The sequence below is a fragment of the Citreicoccus inhibens genome (genome assembly GCF_019039035.1).
GTDB classification, from domain to species: Bacteria; Myxococcota; Myxococcia; order Myxococcales; family Myxococcaceae; genus Citreicoccus; species Citreicoccus inhibens.
In genome coordinates, this window is sequence record NZ_JAHNZT010000002.1 from 151,014 (window position 1) to 167,656 (window position 16,643).

At 65.8% G+C, this 16,643-nt stretch carries 13 protein-coding genes; 8 read left to right on the plus strand and 5 right to left on the minus strand.

The features are described 5' to 3' along the window. Window positions 1-140: 140 nt before the first annotated feature. The 3 genes from KRR26_RS03230 (at window position 141) to KRR26_RS03240 (ending at window position 3,373) form a co-directional block, all read left to right on the plus strand. On the plus strand, window positions 141-1,547 hold the full coding sequence (locus tag KRR26_RS03230; RefSeq protein ID WP_217079090.1) for a hypothetical protein: 1,407 nt from the start codon (window positions 141-143) through the stop codon (window positions 1,545-1,547). Beyond that, window positions 1,544-1,906 (plus strand): hypothetical protein, encoded by a 363-nt coding sequence (locus KRR26_RS03235; RefSeq protein ID WP_147422903.1) that lies wholly within the window; start codon window positions 1,544-1,546, stop codon window positions 1,904-1,906. The genes KRR26_RS03230 and KRR26_RS03235 overlap by 4 nt, the downstream gene beginning before the upstream one ends. 654 nt (window positions 1,907-2,560) lie before the next feature. Further along, on the plus strand, window positions 2,561-3,373 hold the full coding sequence (locus KRR26_RS03240; protein ID WP_217079091.1) for a hypothetical protein: 813 nt from the start codon (window positions 2,561-2,563) through the stop codon (window positions 3,371-3,373). Window positions 3,374-4,380: 1,007 nt separating this feature from the next. On the opposite strand, the gene KRR26_RS03245 is transcribed toward KRR26_RS03240, so the two are convergent. The 4 genes from KRR26_RS03245 to KRR26_RS03260 all read right to left on the minus strand — a co-directional run bounded on the left by KRR26_RS03245 (window position 4,381) and on the right by KRR26_RS03260 (window position 8,242). After that, on the minus strand, window positions 4,381-4,803 hold the full coding sequence (locus tag KRR26_RS03245) for a (R)-mandelonitrile lyase (protein WP_217079092.1): 423 nt from the start codon (window positions 4,801-4,803) through the stop codon (window positions 4,381-4,383). Window positions 4,804-5,147: 344 nt separating this feature from the next. Continuing rightward, window positions 5,148-5,456: an AgmX/PglI C-terminal domain-containing protein gene (locus KRR26_RS03250; RefSeq protein WP_217079093.1), complete on the minus strand. Its 309-nt coding sequence runs from the start codon at window positions 5,454-5,456 to the stop codon at window positions 5,148-5,150. A 902-nt stretch (window positions 5,457-6,358) separates the two neighbouring features. Next, entirely contained in the window at window positions 6,359-7,051 is a 693-nt protein-coding gene (locus KRR26_RS03255) for a hypothetical protein (protein WP_147422906.1), read from the minus strand. Between the two features lie 288 nt (window positions 7,052-7,339). Continuing rightward, window positions 7,340-8,242: an SDR family oxidoreductase gene (locus tag KRR26_RS03260; protein ID WP_236068253.1), complete on the minus strand. Its 903-nt coding sequence runs from the start codon at window positions 8,240-8,242 to the stop codon at window positions 7,340-7,342. A gap of 274 nt (window positions 8,243-8,516) precedes the next feature. Between KRR26_RS03260 and KRR26_RS03265 the strand changes: the two genes are divergently transcribed. The 3 genes from KRR26_RS03265 (at window position 8,517) to KRR26_RS03275 (ending at window position 10,439) form a co-directional block, all read left to right on the plus strand. Further along, window positions 8,517-9,365 (plus strand): helix-turn-helix transcriptional regulator, encoded by an 849-nt coding sequence (locus KRR26_RS03265; RefSeq protein ID WP_233576740.1) that lies wholly within the window; start codon window positions 8,517-8,519, stop codon window positions 9,363-9,365. Between the two features lie 100 nt (window positions 9,366-9,465). Continuing rightward, the gene (locus KRR26_RS03270) at window positions 9,466-9,846 is read left to right on the plus strand and encodes a nuclear transport factor 2 family protein (RefSeq protein ID WP_120203916.1); all 381 of its coding nucleotides are present in this window, start codon (window positions 9,466-9,468) and stop codon (window positions 9,844-9,846) included. Between the two features lie 164 nt (window positions 9,847-10,010). Beyond that, window positions 10,011-10,439: a YciI family protein gene (locus KRR26_RS03275; protein WP_199723705.1), complete on the plus strand. Its 429-nt coding sequence runs from the start codon at window positions 10,011-10,013 to the stop codon at window positions 10,437-10,439. 466 nt (window positions 10,440-10,905) lie between these two features. On the opposite strand, the gene KRR26_RS03280 is transcribed toward KRR26_RS03275, so the two are convergent. Further along, on the minus strand, window positions 10,906-11,307 hold the full coding sequence (locus tag KRR26_RS03280) for a hypothetical protein (RefSeq protein WP_120203918.1): 402 nt from the start codon (window positions 11,305-11,307) through the stop codon (window positions 10,906-10,908). A 444-nt stretch (window positions 11,308-11,751) separates the two neighbouring features. Between KRR26_RS03280 and KRR26_RS03285 the strand changes: the two genes are divergently transcribed. Both KRR26_RS03285 and KRR26_RS03290 read left to right on the plus strand, forming a co-directional pair. After that, entirely contained in the window at window positions 11,752-11,889 is a 138-nt protein-coding gene (locus KRR26_RS03285) for a hypothetical protein (RefSeq protein WP_217079094.1), read from the plus strand. A gap of 258 nt (window positions 11,890-12,147) precedes the next feature. Beyond that, complete coding sequence (locus KRR26_RS03290; RefSeq protein ID WP_217079095.1) at window positions 12,148-16,617, plus strand: lamin tail domain-containing protein; 4,470 nt, start codon at window positions 12,148-12,150, stop codon at window positions 16,615-16,617. The last annotated feature ends 26 nt before the right edge of the window (window positions 16,618-16,643 follow it).

Below are 16,643 nucleotides of genomic sequence, written 5' to 3' on the forward strand. Positions count from 1 at the left end.
GACGATCCGCGCGGCAGAGCGCGCCACCACGCCCGCGCAATTGTGCGGCGGGATGGCTGCTTGGAATTCTGCTGGGCCTTGTTCTGTTCGCACCCACTGTCGCCTCGGCGTACTGCATCTGGAACTCCAGCAGCGAGTACGTGAGCGTGGTGCGGCTCCCCTATTCGCTGGTCTCGACGGAGTACAAAGACTCAATCGCCCCCGGCGACTACGCCTGTTGCAATTGGGACAAAGGGGGCTGTGCTGAGAACAAGGACCAGACTGGTACCTCGAAGTTCGCCTTCTACTATGACACGGACCTGGATGAGATTGAGACGGCCTCCGTCGAGGACCTCGAGGACGCCCTCAATGACCTGGAGAGTCTGATCGCCAGCTTGAAGGGCAATCCGGACACCAAGGTCGCCAAGGATGTTTTCATAGGGGTGCTCTATTTCTTGCTCACCGGACAGACCCCCTCGACGACTCCCTTGTATATGGATGAATCGCAGAAGTTCATCGACGATTTCTCGAACTATCTCTCGCTGCCACTCGTGGGGGATGTGACGGCATACACGAAGACCTACAATGGTGGTGTCTTGGAGGCCTACGAGTATGGCGTGCTGGGATGCTGGGAAGGCACCTGCCAGGGGCAAGACATCAATATCGATGGTTCCATGGGCGCCAACGGTGGAGAGGGGACCTGCCCGCAGAACCAGATCACCACCGGCGGATGCTGTGCCAGCGGCTACCTGACGGCGGACGGATGGTCTTGCGAGGAGGGGACTCAAATCTGCGGGGACTCCGTTTGCTCCTCCAGCCAGACGTGCTTCCAGGGCGCCTGTGTCGACCCGTCGGCGATCTGTGGAGGCACTGCCATTTGCACCTCCAGCCAGACGTGCTTCCAGGGCGCCTGTGTCGACCCATCGACGATCTGTGGAGGCACTGTCATTTGCACCTCCAGCCAGACGTGCTTCCAGGGCGCCTGTGTCGACCCATCCGAGATTTGCGGAGGGACCTCTGTTTGCACCGCCGACCAGACGTGCTTTCAGGGGGCTTGCGTCGCCCCAACTCAGATTTGTGGCAACACAGTATGTGGCGTCGATCAGTTCTGTAAGGATGGGATTTGTATGCCCAAGCAGCAGCAATGCGGAGATCAAGTGTGTCACTATCCCTTCATTTGTCTCAATGGGTCTTGCTGGGATCCGCCTGCGCAGATGAATGGTCAAGGCTCAGGGGCCACTGTCTCGGGTGCTCAGGGGACCGCGCTGGGGCCCGTTTCCGCAGACCCTCATCGCGACTATTTCATGAAGAAACTGTCTCTTTCCCGGATGCGTGATGGCATCGAGACTCTCTCGAGGACGCCGTTCAATGTTGAGCTGCGACGCCATGCGCGCCGGCTCGCGTTGCTCGCGCGGATTGAAGTCCTGGCATCCGAAGCCCACGATGACGTCGCCACGAATCGGGCGAGAGGGCTGGTGAACCGCGAAACGCAGCGCCACGAGAAGTGGATGGCGGTCTATCAGAGCGGTGGTCACGAGAAGCTCTACGCGAAGGAGTGGAATCCGTGAGGCGCCTTGAGGCTGTACTGATTGCATCTGTCACCGTCGCCATCGGCGGACTGCTCGCGGCTTCGTGCGTGACCGAGTCCGCCGCGCTCACGCCTGCACCGGCTGCGGTCGCACAGTCGAGCGTTGCGGGCAAAGGGCCGCGCGCCGTGCCGCCGCCCATCCAGGAGCCGAATCACGCGGCTTTGGCCATGAAGCATGTCACCGCGAAGAACTATCAGCGACAGCTCGCGCGTCTGGATGGCGAGATCGCTGCTGCCGAGGGGCTCCTGAATCGCCTGGACGAGGTCCCGGTCGAGCCCCAGGGTTCGCGCTCGTCGACGGAGGCCGCTGCGAAGAAGGCCAAGCAGAGCCGTCCCTGAGGCCACGTTCATCAAGCGGCTCGGCAGGGTGCCTCCTGCCGAGCCGTGTGCCCGGCGCACCCACGCCTCTCTCGGAGGTGGTGCGCCGCCCCTCAGCGGCGAGTACGTCGCCACGGACCTCGGCGAGAGCACGCTCGGGTCAATGACACGCAGATTGACGTGTCGGGCAGGCTGCCCGGTCTCGTCTCAGCGGTGTCCATGGCCTGCGGAGTCGACAGATGTGCGCACCTGATGGGATAGTGGCATGGGTGCGATGGTTCAGTGGGAACTCCGGACTTCGCCGGAGTCTGTCAAGATTGAGGGTATATGCTGAAGGGTTCGATTGGCGGATTGCCTCCGTCGCGCAACGTTTCCTTGTCGCAGTCGGATGTTGACTCGGCAGCCGGAACGGGCAGCAGCGGCAATGTCGAGGGGACCGTCGCGCCTGGGGCTCCGGCGAATGTCTCGACGCAGGCTCAAGAGGGAGCGCAGTCGACGGGGCACGGGGGCGCCCCGAGGGATGGGTACAGCGCCGAGACTGGGTTGAGCAGGAGTCCCAACTTCCTCAAGGCTGAAATGCCCGTTCGCAGCAGAGAGAACATATTTCAGAGAAAGGTGTTTGGGCCTCCAAGAGCGAGAGCGCAGGCGTCGGTGGCGGGTGGGGGCGAGATCACCTTGAACTTCCAGCAAAGTACTGTTCTTCCCAAGGACAATCTGGGTGCCTGTCGAGGGGCCTCGCTGGATTGGCTTCGGCGAAGTCTCGCCAAGGATAAGCTGTCTTTTTCGGATGTCGGCTCGAAGCATGCCGGTGCCGCAGTCGGGGAGACGGATGCTGGTCAAAAGTCTTTCGAGCGAATGCAGAGAAAGTACAAGCGGTTTGATGTCTTGAATACGCAGTGGAACGCCTTGAGTGGAGCAGTTCTCAAGGAGATGAAGAAGAAGAACCCTGAGATGAAATTCGGCAAGGTCGAGCTTCTTGAGCTGGAGAAGGCCACTCATGCTGGGTTCCGACAGCACTTGGAGGAGTTGGCGAGCAATCAGCCTGCGAGTGCGCCGGGCGCCGGTGGTACGGATGCGCCCATTGACTTGAAGCTGGAGAAGCTTGGCGAAGTGGAGCCCAAGGCCTGCGTGTTCGTGGAGAGTCGGAGCGCTGCAGCCGGCAAGCCCTTTGGGAAGATGTTGATGGATATCGTCAACAACCGCGGATGTCGCAAGGAGGGGGCTTACTTGGTGGGGGTGAGTGGAATCCCGGCCGATGCAGCGAACTCGGTGATTCAGCTTCCGCACGCAATGGCCATGCGGCAGACCGCGACTGAATTGCATTTCATGGATCCGAACTGGGGTGAGTTTAAATTCGAGCTGCGGCCGGATGAGTCTGTTGTCGGGGATTCAGATCTGGGCCGGTTCTTGGATAGGATGAGCGAGCTTTACGGGAAGCAGAAGTTCGTATCGGAGACTGTTTTTGAGTATGGAAAGACTGGCAACTAGGGGTTGTTTGACGCGGTCGCCGATGTGGGTGGCCCGTTCTTCAGCAGAGTCGCTTTTGAACAGCTGCAGAACGAAGCAATATCAGACGGGTGCTTGAGCCGTGTCATGGGCTCTCCGCGTGCGGACGGGATGTAGGCGTCTTGCAGCGAGCTGGTGGTCGCGAAGTGTGGGACAGGAGCGGTCCCGGTAGGCCCGCGATCGTTTGGACTCTCGAGGTGCGCCGCGAGGCGAACGCTTCGCGCGGAGAGAAGACTCGGGAGTCGCCGTATGGCGCGAAAGTGTTCTGGCAGGAGCCCTACAAGACGGAGCTGGTGACCCGTGTCCGTGACGCAGGAGGGCAGGTCGTCACGCTGGAGGACACGAGTGTGCGTGTGCCGATGGGCGAGCGCGCCTGGGGGAGTGAACGGGCGTGGGACGTCCGCATCTCCCGTAGGGTCGGGGGCGGTCGCTAACTTCGTGGGTCATCGCCCGCAGGCGGCATGGCGGGCGCGCCAGCAAGACTCGCGTTCCTCGCCGATGGCTTGATGTCCCCCCGTGTGGGAAGGGGCATCGCTGGCAGACACGATTCGGCATTGGCATTGAAATGGGCTATGCTTGCAGGGCCGCGTAAAGCGGACAGACCAACATGGAGATGCGCATGCAAAGAATTGCGTTCGGTGTTCTGTTGGCGGTGGGCCTGTCGGTCGGGTGCGGAGGTGTCGCTGAGGACGGATCCGCAGCAGACGTGACGGATACGCAAGAAGGCGCTTTGGCTCCAAGCTGCCAGCCAGGTGAGACTTCCGACAGGTATACGCTTTGTGGTGCCTGTACTTCGCTCAAGGGCAACTACACGGTGCTCGATTGCATCAAGCCTGACGGAACTCGGTACCGGGCGGGAATCATCAAGCAAGACTGCAACGTTTGCCTCTAGGGCGTTGGCCCAGTCTCCCTGGGTTGCTACTGCGGCCCGCCCCAGTCCTCTGGAGCGGGCTGCTCGGCATTGTCATCGGTATTGCCGGGAGATGGGGTCAGGTTCCTTTCTCGGTGGATGGGCTCCCCGTGTCGTACTGCGCGTCCGTGACCTTCTCCATCCAGTTCACGACGACGCCGTCGAGGGCTTCCTGGATTGCGAGGTGCGTCATCGCCGTCGTCGGTGACGCGCCATGCCAGTGCTTCTCATCCGGTCCGACCGTCACGACATCCCCGGGCCGAATCTCTTCGATGGGGCCGCCCCAGCGCTGGTGTCTCCCGCAGCCCGACGTGACGATGAGCGTTTGCCCGAGCGGATGTGTGTGCCAGTCGCTCCGCGCGCATGGCTCGAAGGTTACGTAGGCGCCCGCCGCCCGCGCGGGCGGGCTTGATTGAAAGAGCGGGTCGATGCGCACCATGCCCGTGAAGTGCTCGGCCGGCGCTCGCTGGGAGGGCTGCGTTCCACTTCGCTTGATCTCCATGCCATCCGCCTCTTTTCGTCGGGTGGGCGCGGTGCCGCTGCGCGGTCGAACGCGCCTCCCTCTGGACCATATTGGGCGCACACGTTCGGAAGACCAGACCCAGCTGGAAGAAGGCCTGTGAAGTTCAACTGGACTATGGAGCCAGCGCTCCATCCGCCGAGAGGACGAGGCCACGAGGCAATTCACCCCGAACATGCGCTCGCTGGGGCCGGCCCCTTCCTTTGGCGTCAGGGGCAGGCTCAGGTGGTCAAGTCCCGAAGCTGGCTCGGTCTGGGAATGCTTCTTGGCGCCCTGCAGAGTCGGCAGTTTGGGTAGGTACAAGGGGCCTGCTCGAAACGGCGAGTCTATCCTCCGTCCCGTGCGCTCGATTGGAAGACGAAGGGATAGGTGATGGTCGCTGCTCCCGTGCCCCAGGGCGCACGGAAGCGGGCCTGAGACAGCTCCCTCAGGAGGCAGGACAGGAACATCGGGTCATCGAGCGTGGACTCGATGATGTCCGCGTCCTGGAATGACCCCAGCGTGCCTTGGCCCACCAGCGTGAATCGCACCACCACGCGCTGATTGCCTGCACCACGCTCGGCCAGGGGTGCGTAGCACTTCTGGAGCCCAGGGCGGGCGTCCTGGATGGCCGTCCGGATGTCCTCCTTGCGCACCGTGGCCTCCTCGGCAGCTCCCACCGCCTTGACCGGTGGCGGACCTGGCGCCTCCATGCCCCCTGAGGGAGCCTCGCGCGTTGCTTCACCCGACGTCCCCGTAGCGTCGGGCCCCCCGGGCTGGGAGGCTGGTGTGAGGGCCGCGCGCGCCGGACTTCCCCCTCCATTGGTCTGGGGCTCGCGAGGGACGCTCGGCTCCACGGAAGGAGCGGTCGCGTGAAAGGGCCTCTCCGCCTCCGTCACCGGGGGAACCTGGGCCTCCGAAGCCATCCAGTAACGAGCCAGGAGCACCAGCCCCAACGCCAGCACCACGAAGAGAGGAAGGAGTTTGCGCACGCTCCATTCAGCATAGCGTCCCAGGCCCACGGAGCCAGCGTCAGTGAGAAGTTGTTCGAGGCGTACGGAGCCAAATCCTATGGCCGGGTGAAGTCTTTGGGTGTCATGGAACTTCGCTCGGGCATTCGGTACGGTGACTTGCCCGCGAATTCGGACCCGGTGGCGGCTGGATTACTTCTCATGTCTGCGTTTCGCAGCGGAGCTTGTCGAGAGTGGGGCCGCCTTTCCCAAAGGCTGACGTGAAAATAGGGAAGCCTTTACCTCCGCCTGATTGAGCTGACTGCTGTGGCCGGGCGCCTGAACGACGTGTCGCGATTTCGATCGGCCCGGAGGGTAAGCAGGTGCAGGACGCGCGGGGAAGCGGCGGCAACCCGCTCCGTTCGGCATTGTGTGCGCAAGAACCGGAAGAAGAAGCGAGCCCTGCATCAAGGAGGGAAACAGCAGCGCCTGCGCAGTCGTGACCGTGGGCGGCTGACTCGCCGGGGAGAGATGGCTCAAGAAGTCGGAGGGCGGAGGACTCCCCCATCGAGCTCAACCCCAAACGACCACGTCAATCGCACCTTGGGTTAGACAAAATCGAGGAATCCGACTCCAAACGTGACATCGAAGGTCGGGCGTGGGGTGAACCCGAGGCGCATGTCCTCCCATCCCCCACGCCCCGCGAGCATCAGGTGCAGGTTTGCGATACTTGCCTGGAGGCCAAGGCTCGCGCGGACAGGGACCTGCAGTTGTGCATGGGCGGGCGACATCACGGCGGTGCCCTGCAGTCCGGCGAAGGCCTTGAGGTTGTCCAGGCCATGTGCATCAAACGGGTCGCGAATCCGTCGGATGAGGTCGCGGGTGAGGCTGAGTCCGATGGAGGGGCCCAGGCCTGCGTCCTTGCTGTCGGACGAAGCGGTGCGGACGTGGAGACCCAACTGGGTGACGACGCCCATCGGCTCGTGGGGGGGCGAGGCATACATCCAGTAGGCGGCGTCAACGCTGATGGCGGCGTTCTTGTAGCGCTGCCGGGTCTCGAGCACGAGACCATCCAGTTGCCGGGTGCATTTGAACGGCAAGGCAATGCTCGCGCCCATCTGGCCAGTGCCCGCGAGGACATCCGTGATGATGGCTTGATCCGTGAGCAATCCGACGGAGAGGAGAGGCAGCTCGGCGGAGGCACGGCCTGGATTCAGGACCGTGAGGCCCAGTGCCGCGCAAGTCAGGACTCCTCGCCAGGACGCCACTCGTGATGCACACAGATTCCACTTCCAGGCCATGAACCCGCTCCTCTTGGTTGGATGGGTTCACTGTATGAAGCGCGTGAATCGTGTTCAGCACGGAAACGTCACGATTTCATCATGAGCAGGGTGGGGCCGTTGTGGAGTGACACCGGACTCTTTGAGTCCCGGCGACTTGGTGGTGACATCCCCCGCGCGCGTGCCTCCTGGGCTGCGACCCAATCCTTCCTCCTGAACCCTCACCGCGGGAGCGCTGGATTGCGCAGTCGGAAAGCCTGACTCACCCATCCCGAATCCAGGCCTCTTGGTCCTGGGGCGCCTTGGCACTCAGAAGTAGTGCGCACGCATGTCGTCGAGCAGGCCCGGTCGCTCCGGCTTCCATCCAAGGAGTTCACGCGTCGCCTGGTTCGAGGCCAGGTTGTCGATCCCGACGACCATCGACATCCATCCGAAGTGTGCACTTGCCTCGCTGGCTGGCACGCGCGTCGTCGGCACTCCAGCGCCTTGGCTGATGGTCTCCGCGATGGCTCGCATGGGGATGCCCATCTCCGCGGTTCCGTGCAGCACGGTTCCCGGAGGTGCGCTCTCGACGGCAAGTCGGTACAGCCGTGCCGCGTCGTCGCGATGGATCGCGGGCCAATGCTGGTTTCCGTCATCGACGTACCCAGCCGCCTTCTTCTCTCGGGCGAGGTGGATCAGCATGGCGATGAAGCCCTTGTCACCCGCGCCGTGCACCGTTGGAGCCAGCCGGATGACACTGCCCCGCACACCGCGCTTCGCGGCATCGACCACGAGGCGCTCGGCCTGCGCCCGGACCGTGAGCGGCGAGTTCCCGAGAGCTGCATCCGTCTCCAGCGCGACCTTGCCGGGGTTCGCAACCACGAGCGTGCCGTTGGTGCCGACGAACGCCTTGTTCGTGCCCGCCATCGCCTCGAGCATCGCGGTGATCGCGTCGCGATCCATCCGGTTGATCCCCGGGTAGTCCGTGAAGTCCATATGGAACGCCAGGTGGATGGTCGCGTCGGTGGCGCGGACGCCTTCTACGAGGGTGGTCGGGTCCCGAAGATCCCCGCGATAGACGTCCACGCCTTGCGCCTGCAGCTTCACTGCGCCCGCATCGCTGTGCGCCATGCCCAGAACGGAGTGGCCCGCCTCACGCAGCTCCTTTACCACCGCGGTGCCGATCCATCCCGTTGCGCCCGTGACGAACACTCGCATTGTCTTGGTCATGCGGGCACCGTATGCACGGGGGGCCTGTCTGAAAAGATGAGCAGCGATACGGGTATTGCGACTAACACCCTCGCGGCCTCCTCGCCTGCTGGTCACCGGTTCGAGACGTCGCGGGAGCAGCTCCCCAGCCGCACGACTGCTGACTTTACAACCGAGGTGGCAAACGTGCGGACCTCGTGGGTCACCCCCCCCGCTGCGAGCGATGCTCACTCCGCGCGGTGAAGCGGGGCCTCGGATGCTATGCTCACGCCGTCTTCGTTGTGTGAGTGCCGTCATGATGATGAAGGATGTGTCTGAGAAGACGCGCACGGGTATGGATATGGCGACCACCACGCTCCCAACATTCCTGCGCGACCGTCGCGCACGCGTTCATCCCGCCACCACCGCGCGCCGCCGTACCGCCGGATTGCGCCGCGAGGAGGTCGCTGCCCGAGCGGGTGTGAGCGTCACCTGGTACACGTGGCTCGAACAAGGTCGGGGCGGTGTGCCGTCGGGGGACGTTCTCGAACGCCTCTCGCTTGCGCTCGAGCTCGACGACACGAATCGCGAGATGCTGTTCCTGCTCGCGCATGACCGTCCGCCCCCTCGCAAGCCCGCGGCGCCCGGGGTGGTGACGCCGTCCCTCCAGTGCGTGCTCGACAACCTCTCCGTCCCCGCGTTCGTGAAGACGCCGACGTTCCAGATCGTCGCGTGGAATCGCGTGGCGGTCGCAGTGCTCGGTGACTACGCGGCGGTCCCGGAGCGCGACCGCAACTTGCTGCGGCGGATCTTCCAGCCAGGCTCCGAGACGAAGGTGACCCACGTCGACGAGGTTCGCCGCACCTGTCTCGCTTCGTTTCGTGTCGACATCGCGCGTGCCGGCCCGTCGGACGAGGCAACGGCGCTGATCGACGAGCTGATGGAGACGAGCCCCGACTTTCGTCGCCTGTGGGCTGAAGGCGAGCTCCGGTCGCACGGAGGATTCCAAAAGCGGATCGTGCGTCCCGAAGTTGGCGAGATCGTGCTCGATTCGTCCGTGTTCAAGCTCGAAGGCAGCGACGGCTTGTCGATGTTCGTGTTCTCCCCCGCGAACGAGGCCAGCGCGCGGGCGATCGCGACGCTGATGCAGCGGGTCGGCGTCTGAGCGAGGAGGCCGTGCGTGCGAGCCCCGCCACGGGCCTGAAGGACTGGATGACGCGGTGATGATGCCCTGGAGCGTCGGTCGCGCGGTAGGGTCACGCTCCATGGCCAACACAGATACGCGCTCGGCCCCTCGGCCCCGTGAAGTGGTGGAGCGATGGGTGGAGCGCTTCAACGCCGCAGACGCTGACGGGCTCGCCGCCCTCTATTGGGAGAACGCGGTGAATCATCAGGTCGCGAACGAGCCCGTCGAGGGGCGGACGCGAATCCACGAGATGTTCCAGCGTGAGTTCGCGGCTGCCAAGATGGTCTGCATTGTCGAGCAGATCCTCGAAGATGCCCCATGGGCGATCCTGGAGTGGAAGGATCCGCTCGGGCTCCGAGGTTGCGGTTTCTTCCAGGTGGAGGACGGGCGGATCCGCTTCCAGCGCGGCTACTGGGACAAGCTCTCCTTCCTGCGCATGCACGGGCTGCCCATCGAGTAGGCCCCTGGTGCGCGGCGCCCAAGGATTTTCGCCAGACTGGAATCCGCCCGTGGCGTTCTCGCTCGCCCGTCGGAATATTCGGAATCGCGGATGTCGATCCGGTTGCGCACGATTCGTCGCCTCGTCGCCTCGGAGAGATCCACCGAGCCACAAGGAGACGCGCGATGAAGGTCATGATGATGGTGAAGACGACCCCGCAAGGTGACGCCGCCCAGCCGCCGAGCGAGGAGGCGTTGGTCGCGATGCACAACTTCAACGAGGAGCTGCGGAAGGCCGGCGTGTTGCTCGATCTCGGCGGCCTCACGCCGATGAGCCGTGGCGCCCGGGTTCACTACAGCAAGCGCCAATGCAAGGTGCTCGACGGCCCGTTCGCCGAGTCGAAGGAGCTCGTCGCCGGCTACAGCCTGATCGAGGTCAAGACGTTCGCCGAGGCCATTGAGTGGGCCCGGCGCGCGCCGTTTGGCCTCCTCTTGCGCGACGGTGAAGAGGTGGAAGTCGATCTCCGGCCGCTGTTCGACCCGGCGGAGTTCGATGTGCCGGGCGAGGCCGAAGAGCGCGCCAAGCGGCTCGGTGCGAAGCCCAGCGCGGCATAGTCCTGGGACAGCGTGGCGCGCGCGCGATGGCGAGCGCCACGTGGGCCTCGGCGGCGTCCAGGCGGGCCTGGCACCTGCGTGATGCAACGGGGCTTGAGGCGCTCCTCGGCGAGTTGTGTGTTGAAGGTAGGCTCGGAGGCGTCCGCGGAGGCTTGGCAGGCCATCGTCTTGGCGCCGGCCGCGTCCTGGTCCGCATCGTTCCAGCCGCTGGAGCCCGGATGTGGGGTCAGCAGGATGTCTCAGGGCAGGGCGCGCACGGTGGCGCAGCTGTGCCGATAGTCCTCGACGATGTGCGGATGGCGTGGGGGGCAGCGGCAGGACGGGCTGCAGTCAGAACGCCTCAACGGTATTGGCCTGCAACTGCGGCAGTTGCGAGAGTGTCGGCGGCGCGGCAGCGGCGAGGGTGGCGTGCAGCAGGCGGCGACGGCGCCTTTGAATGTCTGGAACCGCATGATGAAGGAGGTCCTTACTTCATTCCAGACACGGCTTGACCCTCCGTGTCAGGAGGCATTTCTTCGAGGATGAAGCCGTATTGGCGAACGGCTTCCTCGATGAGCGGGTCCAGGATGCAGTGGACATACACTGGCCGGTCAGTCACGCGGGCGGTGGTGAGAAACTCCCACGTGATGGCTCCCTTGAGCGGCACAATCAGTCGCACTCCCACGGGGCCCGACGGGCCCTCCAGCTTCAGCAGGAGCCCCGCCTTGCTGTGGTCGCCGCCCCTCATCGCGTGTACCTCTTTGATGATGGCGAGATAGCGTTTCCCATCGCGGCGGACCTGCTCGTAGCTGTTCTTCTCGCTGGCCGCGAGGCCCCAAAGCACGAGCGGCACGAGAATCAATGGCAGGACGATGATCGCGACCAACATGGGGAAGCTCATGGGACAAGCCTATAAGAGCCCCGGTGCTCGGAGAAAAGCGCGCCTGCCACGGATCGTGCCACTTGAGGGGCCGTCGAGGTTCCGCGTCGAAGTTTGCCTTCGGGCCGGTTGCTCAAACGGCGTTCGCGGGTGTCGAGTGGACCGAGCTGCGACAGGTGATGGCGGGCACCACGTCCGTTCCGGGCGCTGGCAGGCAGAACGGCCTGCTGCGCAATCTGGACAATCCCAACACAAACACCCGCGGCGGCAATCAGGCGGGGCTCGCGGCGAGCCTCAGCGGCGTGGCGTATCAGACATTCCCACTGGGGACGGAACGGCGGGCATCCCGCTGTCGCAGCGGCTCAGGGTGAGCATCGCGCCGGGCTCGGATTGGCTGTTCACCGGTTCTAGGCGCTGAGGGCGAGCCGAGTTTGCGCGCCGGCGGCGGGCAACGTGGCCGACGTGGCCATCTTCCGCCTCGGGACTCATGCGGATTCGCCGCACCGCGCGGTCATCTCCGCGATGCCCGCGGACGTGGTCCTGACGATGCGCGGCGGCAAGGTGCTGCACGGCGAGATGCCGAGTCTCTGAGGACATGCCCCCGTCCTTTTCATGGTCTCGGGGGGCGTCTCGGACGTGCTCCGGGCGTGGGCGCCTCGCCCGGAGCGTGTAGGCGGCGCGCTTCGGGCTGAGTCGGGGAGTGCCCCCGTCGCTGGGTGGGGCTCTCCCCGGGTCACTGCGTCCCCACACGTCTTCTGTTCGTGGCGAAGTTTTGCCGTTGGGGCGTTTGCTTGAAGGTCAACAGGTGTGCTTTGGAGGGGGCCTCGTATCGGTCACTCTGGAGTCCTCATGTCCTGGTCGTCCCGATGGCTGCTGGCGCCGCTTTGTGCGGTGACGGTGCTGCTGTCCGCGTGTGGAGGCAGCGATCCTGTCTGTGGAAACGGCATCGTCGAGAAAGGCGAGACCTGCGACGACGGCAACGTCGCGGATGGGGATGGATGCAGTCGGACGTGCCAGACGACGAAGCCAGGAGAGGTCACGCCGGTCTGTGGGAACGGGAAGGTGGAGACGGGCGAGGCCTGTGACGACGGCAACCGGGTCAACGGAGATGGGTGCGAGAACACGTGCACCGTCACGCCGGTGAACCCGAATCCGGACGCGGGCGACGACGCGGGGACGCACGTCGACGCTGGCACGAACGACGACGCGGGGACGCACAGCGACGCCGGCACGAGCGACGATGCTGGGACGCAGACGGATGCAGGCACGTCCACGGACGCCGGCACGCAGGTCGATGCCGGGACGACCTCGGATGCGGGAGCGCAGCCGGACGCCGGGACGCAGACGGATGCGGGCACGTCCACGGACGCCGGGACTCAGACGGACGCGGGCACGTCCACGGACGCCGGGACTCAGACGGACGCGGGCACGTCCACGGACGCCGGGACGCAGACGGACGCGGGCACGTCCACGGACGCCGGGACTCAGACGGACGCGGGCACGTCCACGGACGCTGGCACGCAGACGGACGCTGGCACGCAGACCGACGCCGGCACGTCCACGGACGCCGGGACGCAGACGGATGCGGGCACGTCCACGGACGCTGGCACGCAGACCGACGCTGGCACCTCCACGGACGCTGGCACGCAGCCCGACGCTGGCACGTCCACGGACGCTGGCACGGGTGGGCCGGGCACGGTGGTGATGTGCCCCGCGGCGTCGCTGCCGCCGCCGACGAGCGGCACCTGCCAGGTGACCCCGGGCACGGGCACGAGCAAGTTGATCACGGGTGTCATCCTGGCACCGGACAGGGTGTACGCGGGCGGTCAGGTGCTGTTCGACTCGGCGGGTGTCATCCAGTGCGTGAGCTGCGATTGCAGCGCGGCGGCGGGCGCGGCGACGGCGACTCAGGTGGTCTGCCCGCAGGGCGTCGTGTCGCCGGGCCTCATCAACTCGCATGACCACATCACGTTCCAGAGCAAGCCCTACACCTTCAATGAGCAGCGCTATGAACACCGCCACGACTGGCGCAAGGGCAACAACGGCCACACGCTGATCCCCTCGGGCGGAACCACGACGGGCGCGGGCATCGAGTGGGCCGAGCTGCGGCAGGTGATGGCCGGCACCACGTCCATCGCGGGCTCCGGTGGACAGAACGGCCTGCTGCGCAACCTGGACAAGCCCAATACCAGCAGCAGCGGCGGCAACCAGGAGGGCCTCAACGCGAGCAGCGGCGGCGTGAACTACGAGACGTTCCCGCTGGGCGACAGCTCGGGCACGGAGCTGACGAGCAGCTGTGCCTATCCGAGCATCAACCTCCCGAGCGCCATCCCGCAGGATGCCGCCTACCTTCCACACATCTCCGAGGGCATCGAGCAGTCGGCGAACAACGAGTTCAAGTGTCTGTCCGGGCAGGCCACGGGCGGTCAGAACCTCGTCGGCGGGCGCACGGCGATCATCCACGGCATCGGCCTGCGCGCGTCGGACATCGCCCTCATGGGCACGCAGGGCAGCAGCCTTGTCTGGTCGCCGCGCTCGAACGTGGCGCTCTACGGCGATACGGCGGACGTCCCGCTCTACAAGCGGCTCGGGGTGAACATCGCGCTGGGCACGGACTGGCTGCCCACGGGCTCCATGAACCTGCTGCGCGAGCTGCGGTGCGCGGACAACCTGAACGCGACCTATTACAACTTCGCCCTGAGCGACGCGGACCTGTGGTCGACCGTGACGGGCAACGCGGCGTCGGCGCTGAAGGCGAGCCGAATTGGCGCCCTGGCGGTGGGCAAGGTGGCCGACGTGGCCATCTTCCGGCTCGGGACGCATGCGGATTCGCCGCACCGCGCGGTCATCTCCGCGATGCCCGCGGACGTGGTCCTGACGATGCGCGGCGGCAAGGCGCTCTACGGTGAGCAAGCGATCGTCAACGCGCTGTCCACGGGCTGTGACGCGGTGGACGTGTGCGGCACGCCCCACGCGGTGTGCCTCCAGTCCGAGTTGGGCAAGACGTACTCGGCGCTGGCTTCGCAGGTCAGCGGCGCGTACGGCCTGTTCGCTTGTACGGACACGCCCCCGAACGAGCCGGCCTGCGAGCCTCGGCGCTTCTCCACCGACTCGCGGTGGCCCGGCTCGGTGAGCGGCTCCACGCGCTACAGCGGCACTCCCTCTGCATCGGACATTGACGGCGACGGTATCCCGGACGCGCAGGACAACTGCCCGGCGGTCTTCAACCCGGTGCGCCCGATGGACCAGGGCGTTCAGGGTGACGCGGACAACGACGGTGTGGGTGATGCCTGCGACGTGTGCCCGCTCCTGGCGAACTCCGTGCAGTGCGCGGTGCCCAACCCCAACGACACGGATGGGGACGGCGTGGCCAACGGCGTCGACAACTGCCCCAACACGCCGAACCCCGGGCAAGAGGACACGGACCTCGATGGAATCGGGGATGCGTGCGATCTGTGCCCCACGCCCAACGGAAACGGCGAGGCGTGCGTGCTGAGCATCTATTCCGTGAAGCGCCCGGACGCGACGGGCAACTCGCCGTGGGTGGGCAAGGCGGTCTCGCTGAATCAGGCGCTCGTGACTGGCGTGGGCCGCAACGGGTACTTCGTGCAGACGCACCCGATGGACAATGGCTACGAGGGCGCGGACTTCTCGGGCCTGTTCGTCTTCACGAGCACCGACCCGAGCGCGACGGTGAGCATGGGTGACCGCGTGAACATCTCGTCGGCGTCCGTGGCCACCTACTTCGGCCAGGTGGAGCTCACCAACCCCGTGTTCACCGTGACCAGCCACGGCAGCTCGGCGCCCCCGCCGGAGAGCGTGCAGGCCGCGGAGGTCGCCACGGGCGGGTTGCGCGCCACCGCGCTGGAGGGCGTGCTCGTTCGCGTGGCTCCGGTGACGGTGACGGCGGTGTCCCTGCCGCCCGTCAACGGTGACACGGCGCCCACCAACGAGTTCGAGGTGGCGGGCGTGCTGCGCATCAACGACTACTTGTTCAAGGCGACCATGCCCACCGTGGGGACCGTGTTCCAGTCCATCACCGGTGTGCTGAACCTGCGCAACAGCAACTCGAAGATCGAGCCGCGCGCCGCCACGGATCTGGTCACGGCGGCGAGCGCGCCCGTCACGCTCAGCGCCATGGCCCCCGCGTTCACCTACGCGCACTCGGGCACCACTGGCCCCACCATTCCGGAGCCGCTGACCGTCACGCTCAGCGCGCCGGCCCCGGTGAACACCGTGGTGACGGTGACGTCGTCCAGCCCCATCCTCACGGTGGCGAACGAGGGCAGGGTGATGGTTCCGGCCGGCGCCACCACCGCGCAGGTCATCGTCACGGCGACGGAGCAGACGCAGCCGGGCCAGGAGGACGTGCAGATGACGGCCACGCTGGACTCGGTGTCCCTCACGTCGCGGCTCTGGGTCCTGGCCGCGAACCAGCCGGCCTACGCCTCCTCGATGACGCCGACCGCCGTGAGTCTGACCTCGGGGCAGGCGGTCACCTTCACCGTCCTGGTGGCTCCGCCCACGTTCCAGGATACGCCGATGACGATCGAGCTGGTGCCGGCGGCCGTGGGCTCGGCTCCGACCACCGTCACCATCCCGGCCAACAAGGACCGCGCGTCGTTCACCTTCATCGCGGGGGCCTTCAGCGGGAGCGGCGCGGTGTACGCGACGGTCGGCGGCCAGAGGGTCTCGGCCACCATCGACGTGACGGGCAAGCCGCTGCCGTCCATGGACCACGTGGTCATCAGCGAGTTCGCGCCGCAGGGCTCCGGTGGCGCGGATGACGAGTTCATCGAGCTGTACAACCCGACGAACCAGGAGGTGGACCTGAGCGGCTGGAAGGTTCAGTACAAGGCGGGCTCTGCGACTGGCGACTACGGCGCGGGCTTCGCGCTGCCGTCCGGTGCGCGCATCGCTCCGCACGGCTTCTACCTGGTGGTCTCCGGTTCGTATAAGGGCAGCGTCACGGGAGACGCGAACTGGGGCACGGCGATCGCCATGTCCGCCGCGGCGAACAAGGGAGGCCACGTGCGGATCGGCTCGGCGGGGATGGGCGTCACCAACGCGGACCCGCTGGTGGTGGACACGGTCGGGTACGGTCCCGCGGTCACCCCGGAGACCCAGCCCATCCCGTCGTTGCCGGGCACGGCGGGCAGCTTCGAGCGCAAGGCCTTCGACACCTCCACGGCGGCGTCCATGGAGACCGGGGCGGACGCGAACCGGGGCAACGGCTTCGACTCGAACAACAACGCGGTGGACTTCGTGCTGCGCACCACGCGCGGCCCGCAGAACCGCACCAGCCCCACCGAGCAGTAGGTCGCAGAACGTGGAGGCCCCCGTCC

Coding starts and splice junctions, on each gene's coding strand:
- KRR26_RS03290 (WP_217079095.1), top strand. CDS start 12,148: ATGTCCTGGTCGTCCCGATGGCTGCTGGCGCCGCTTTGTGCGGTGACG.
- KRR26_RS03270 (WP_120203916.1), top strand. CDS start 9,466: ATGGCCAACACAGATACGCGCTCGGCCCCTCGGCCCCGTGAAGTGGTG.
- KRR26_RS03265 (WP_233576740.1), top strand. CDS start 8,517: ATGATGATGAAGGATGTGTCTGAGAAGACGCGCACGGGTATGGATATG.
- KRR26_RS03260 (WP_236068253.1), bottom strand. CDS start 8,242: ATGACCAAGACAATGCGAGTGTTCGTCACGGGCGCAACGGGATGGATC.
- KRR26_RS03280 (WP_120203918.1), bottom strand. CDS start 11,307: ATGTTGGTCGCGATCATCGTCCTGCCATTGATTCTCGTGCCGCTCGTG.
- KRR26_RS03275 (WP_199723705.1), top strand. CDS start 10,011: ATGAAGGTCATGATGATGGTGAAGACGACCCCGCAAGGTGACGCCGCC.
- KRR26_RS03245 (WP_217079092.1), bottom strand. CDS start 4,803: ATGGAGATCAAGCGAAGTGGAACGCAGCCCTCCCAGCGAGCGCCGGCC.
- KRR26_RS03255 (WP_147422906.1), bottom strand. CDS start 7,051: ATGGCCTGGAAGTGGAATCTGTGTGCATCACGAGTGGCGTCCTGGCGA.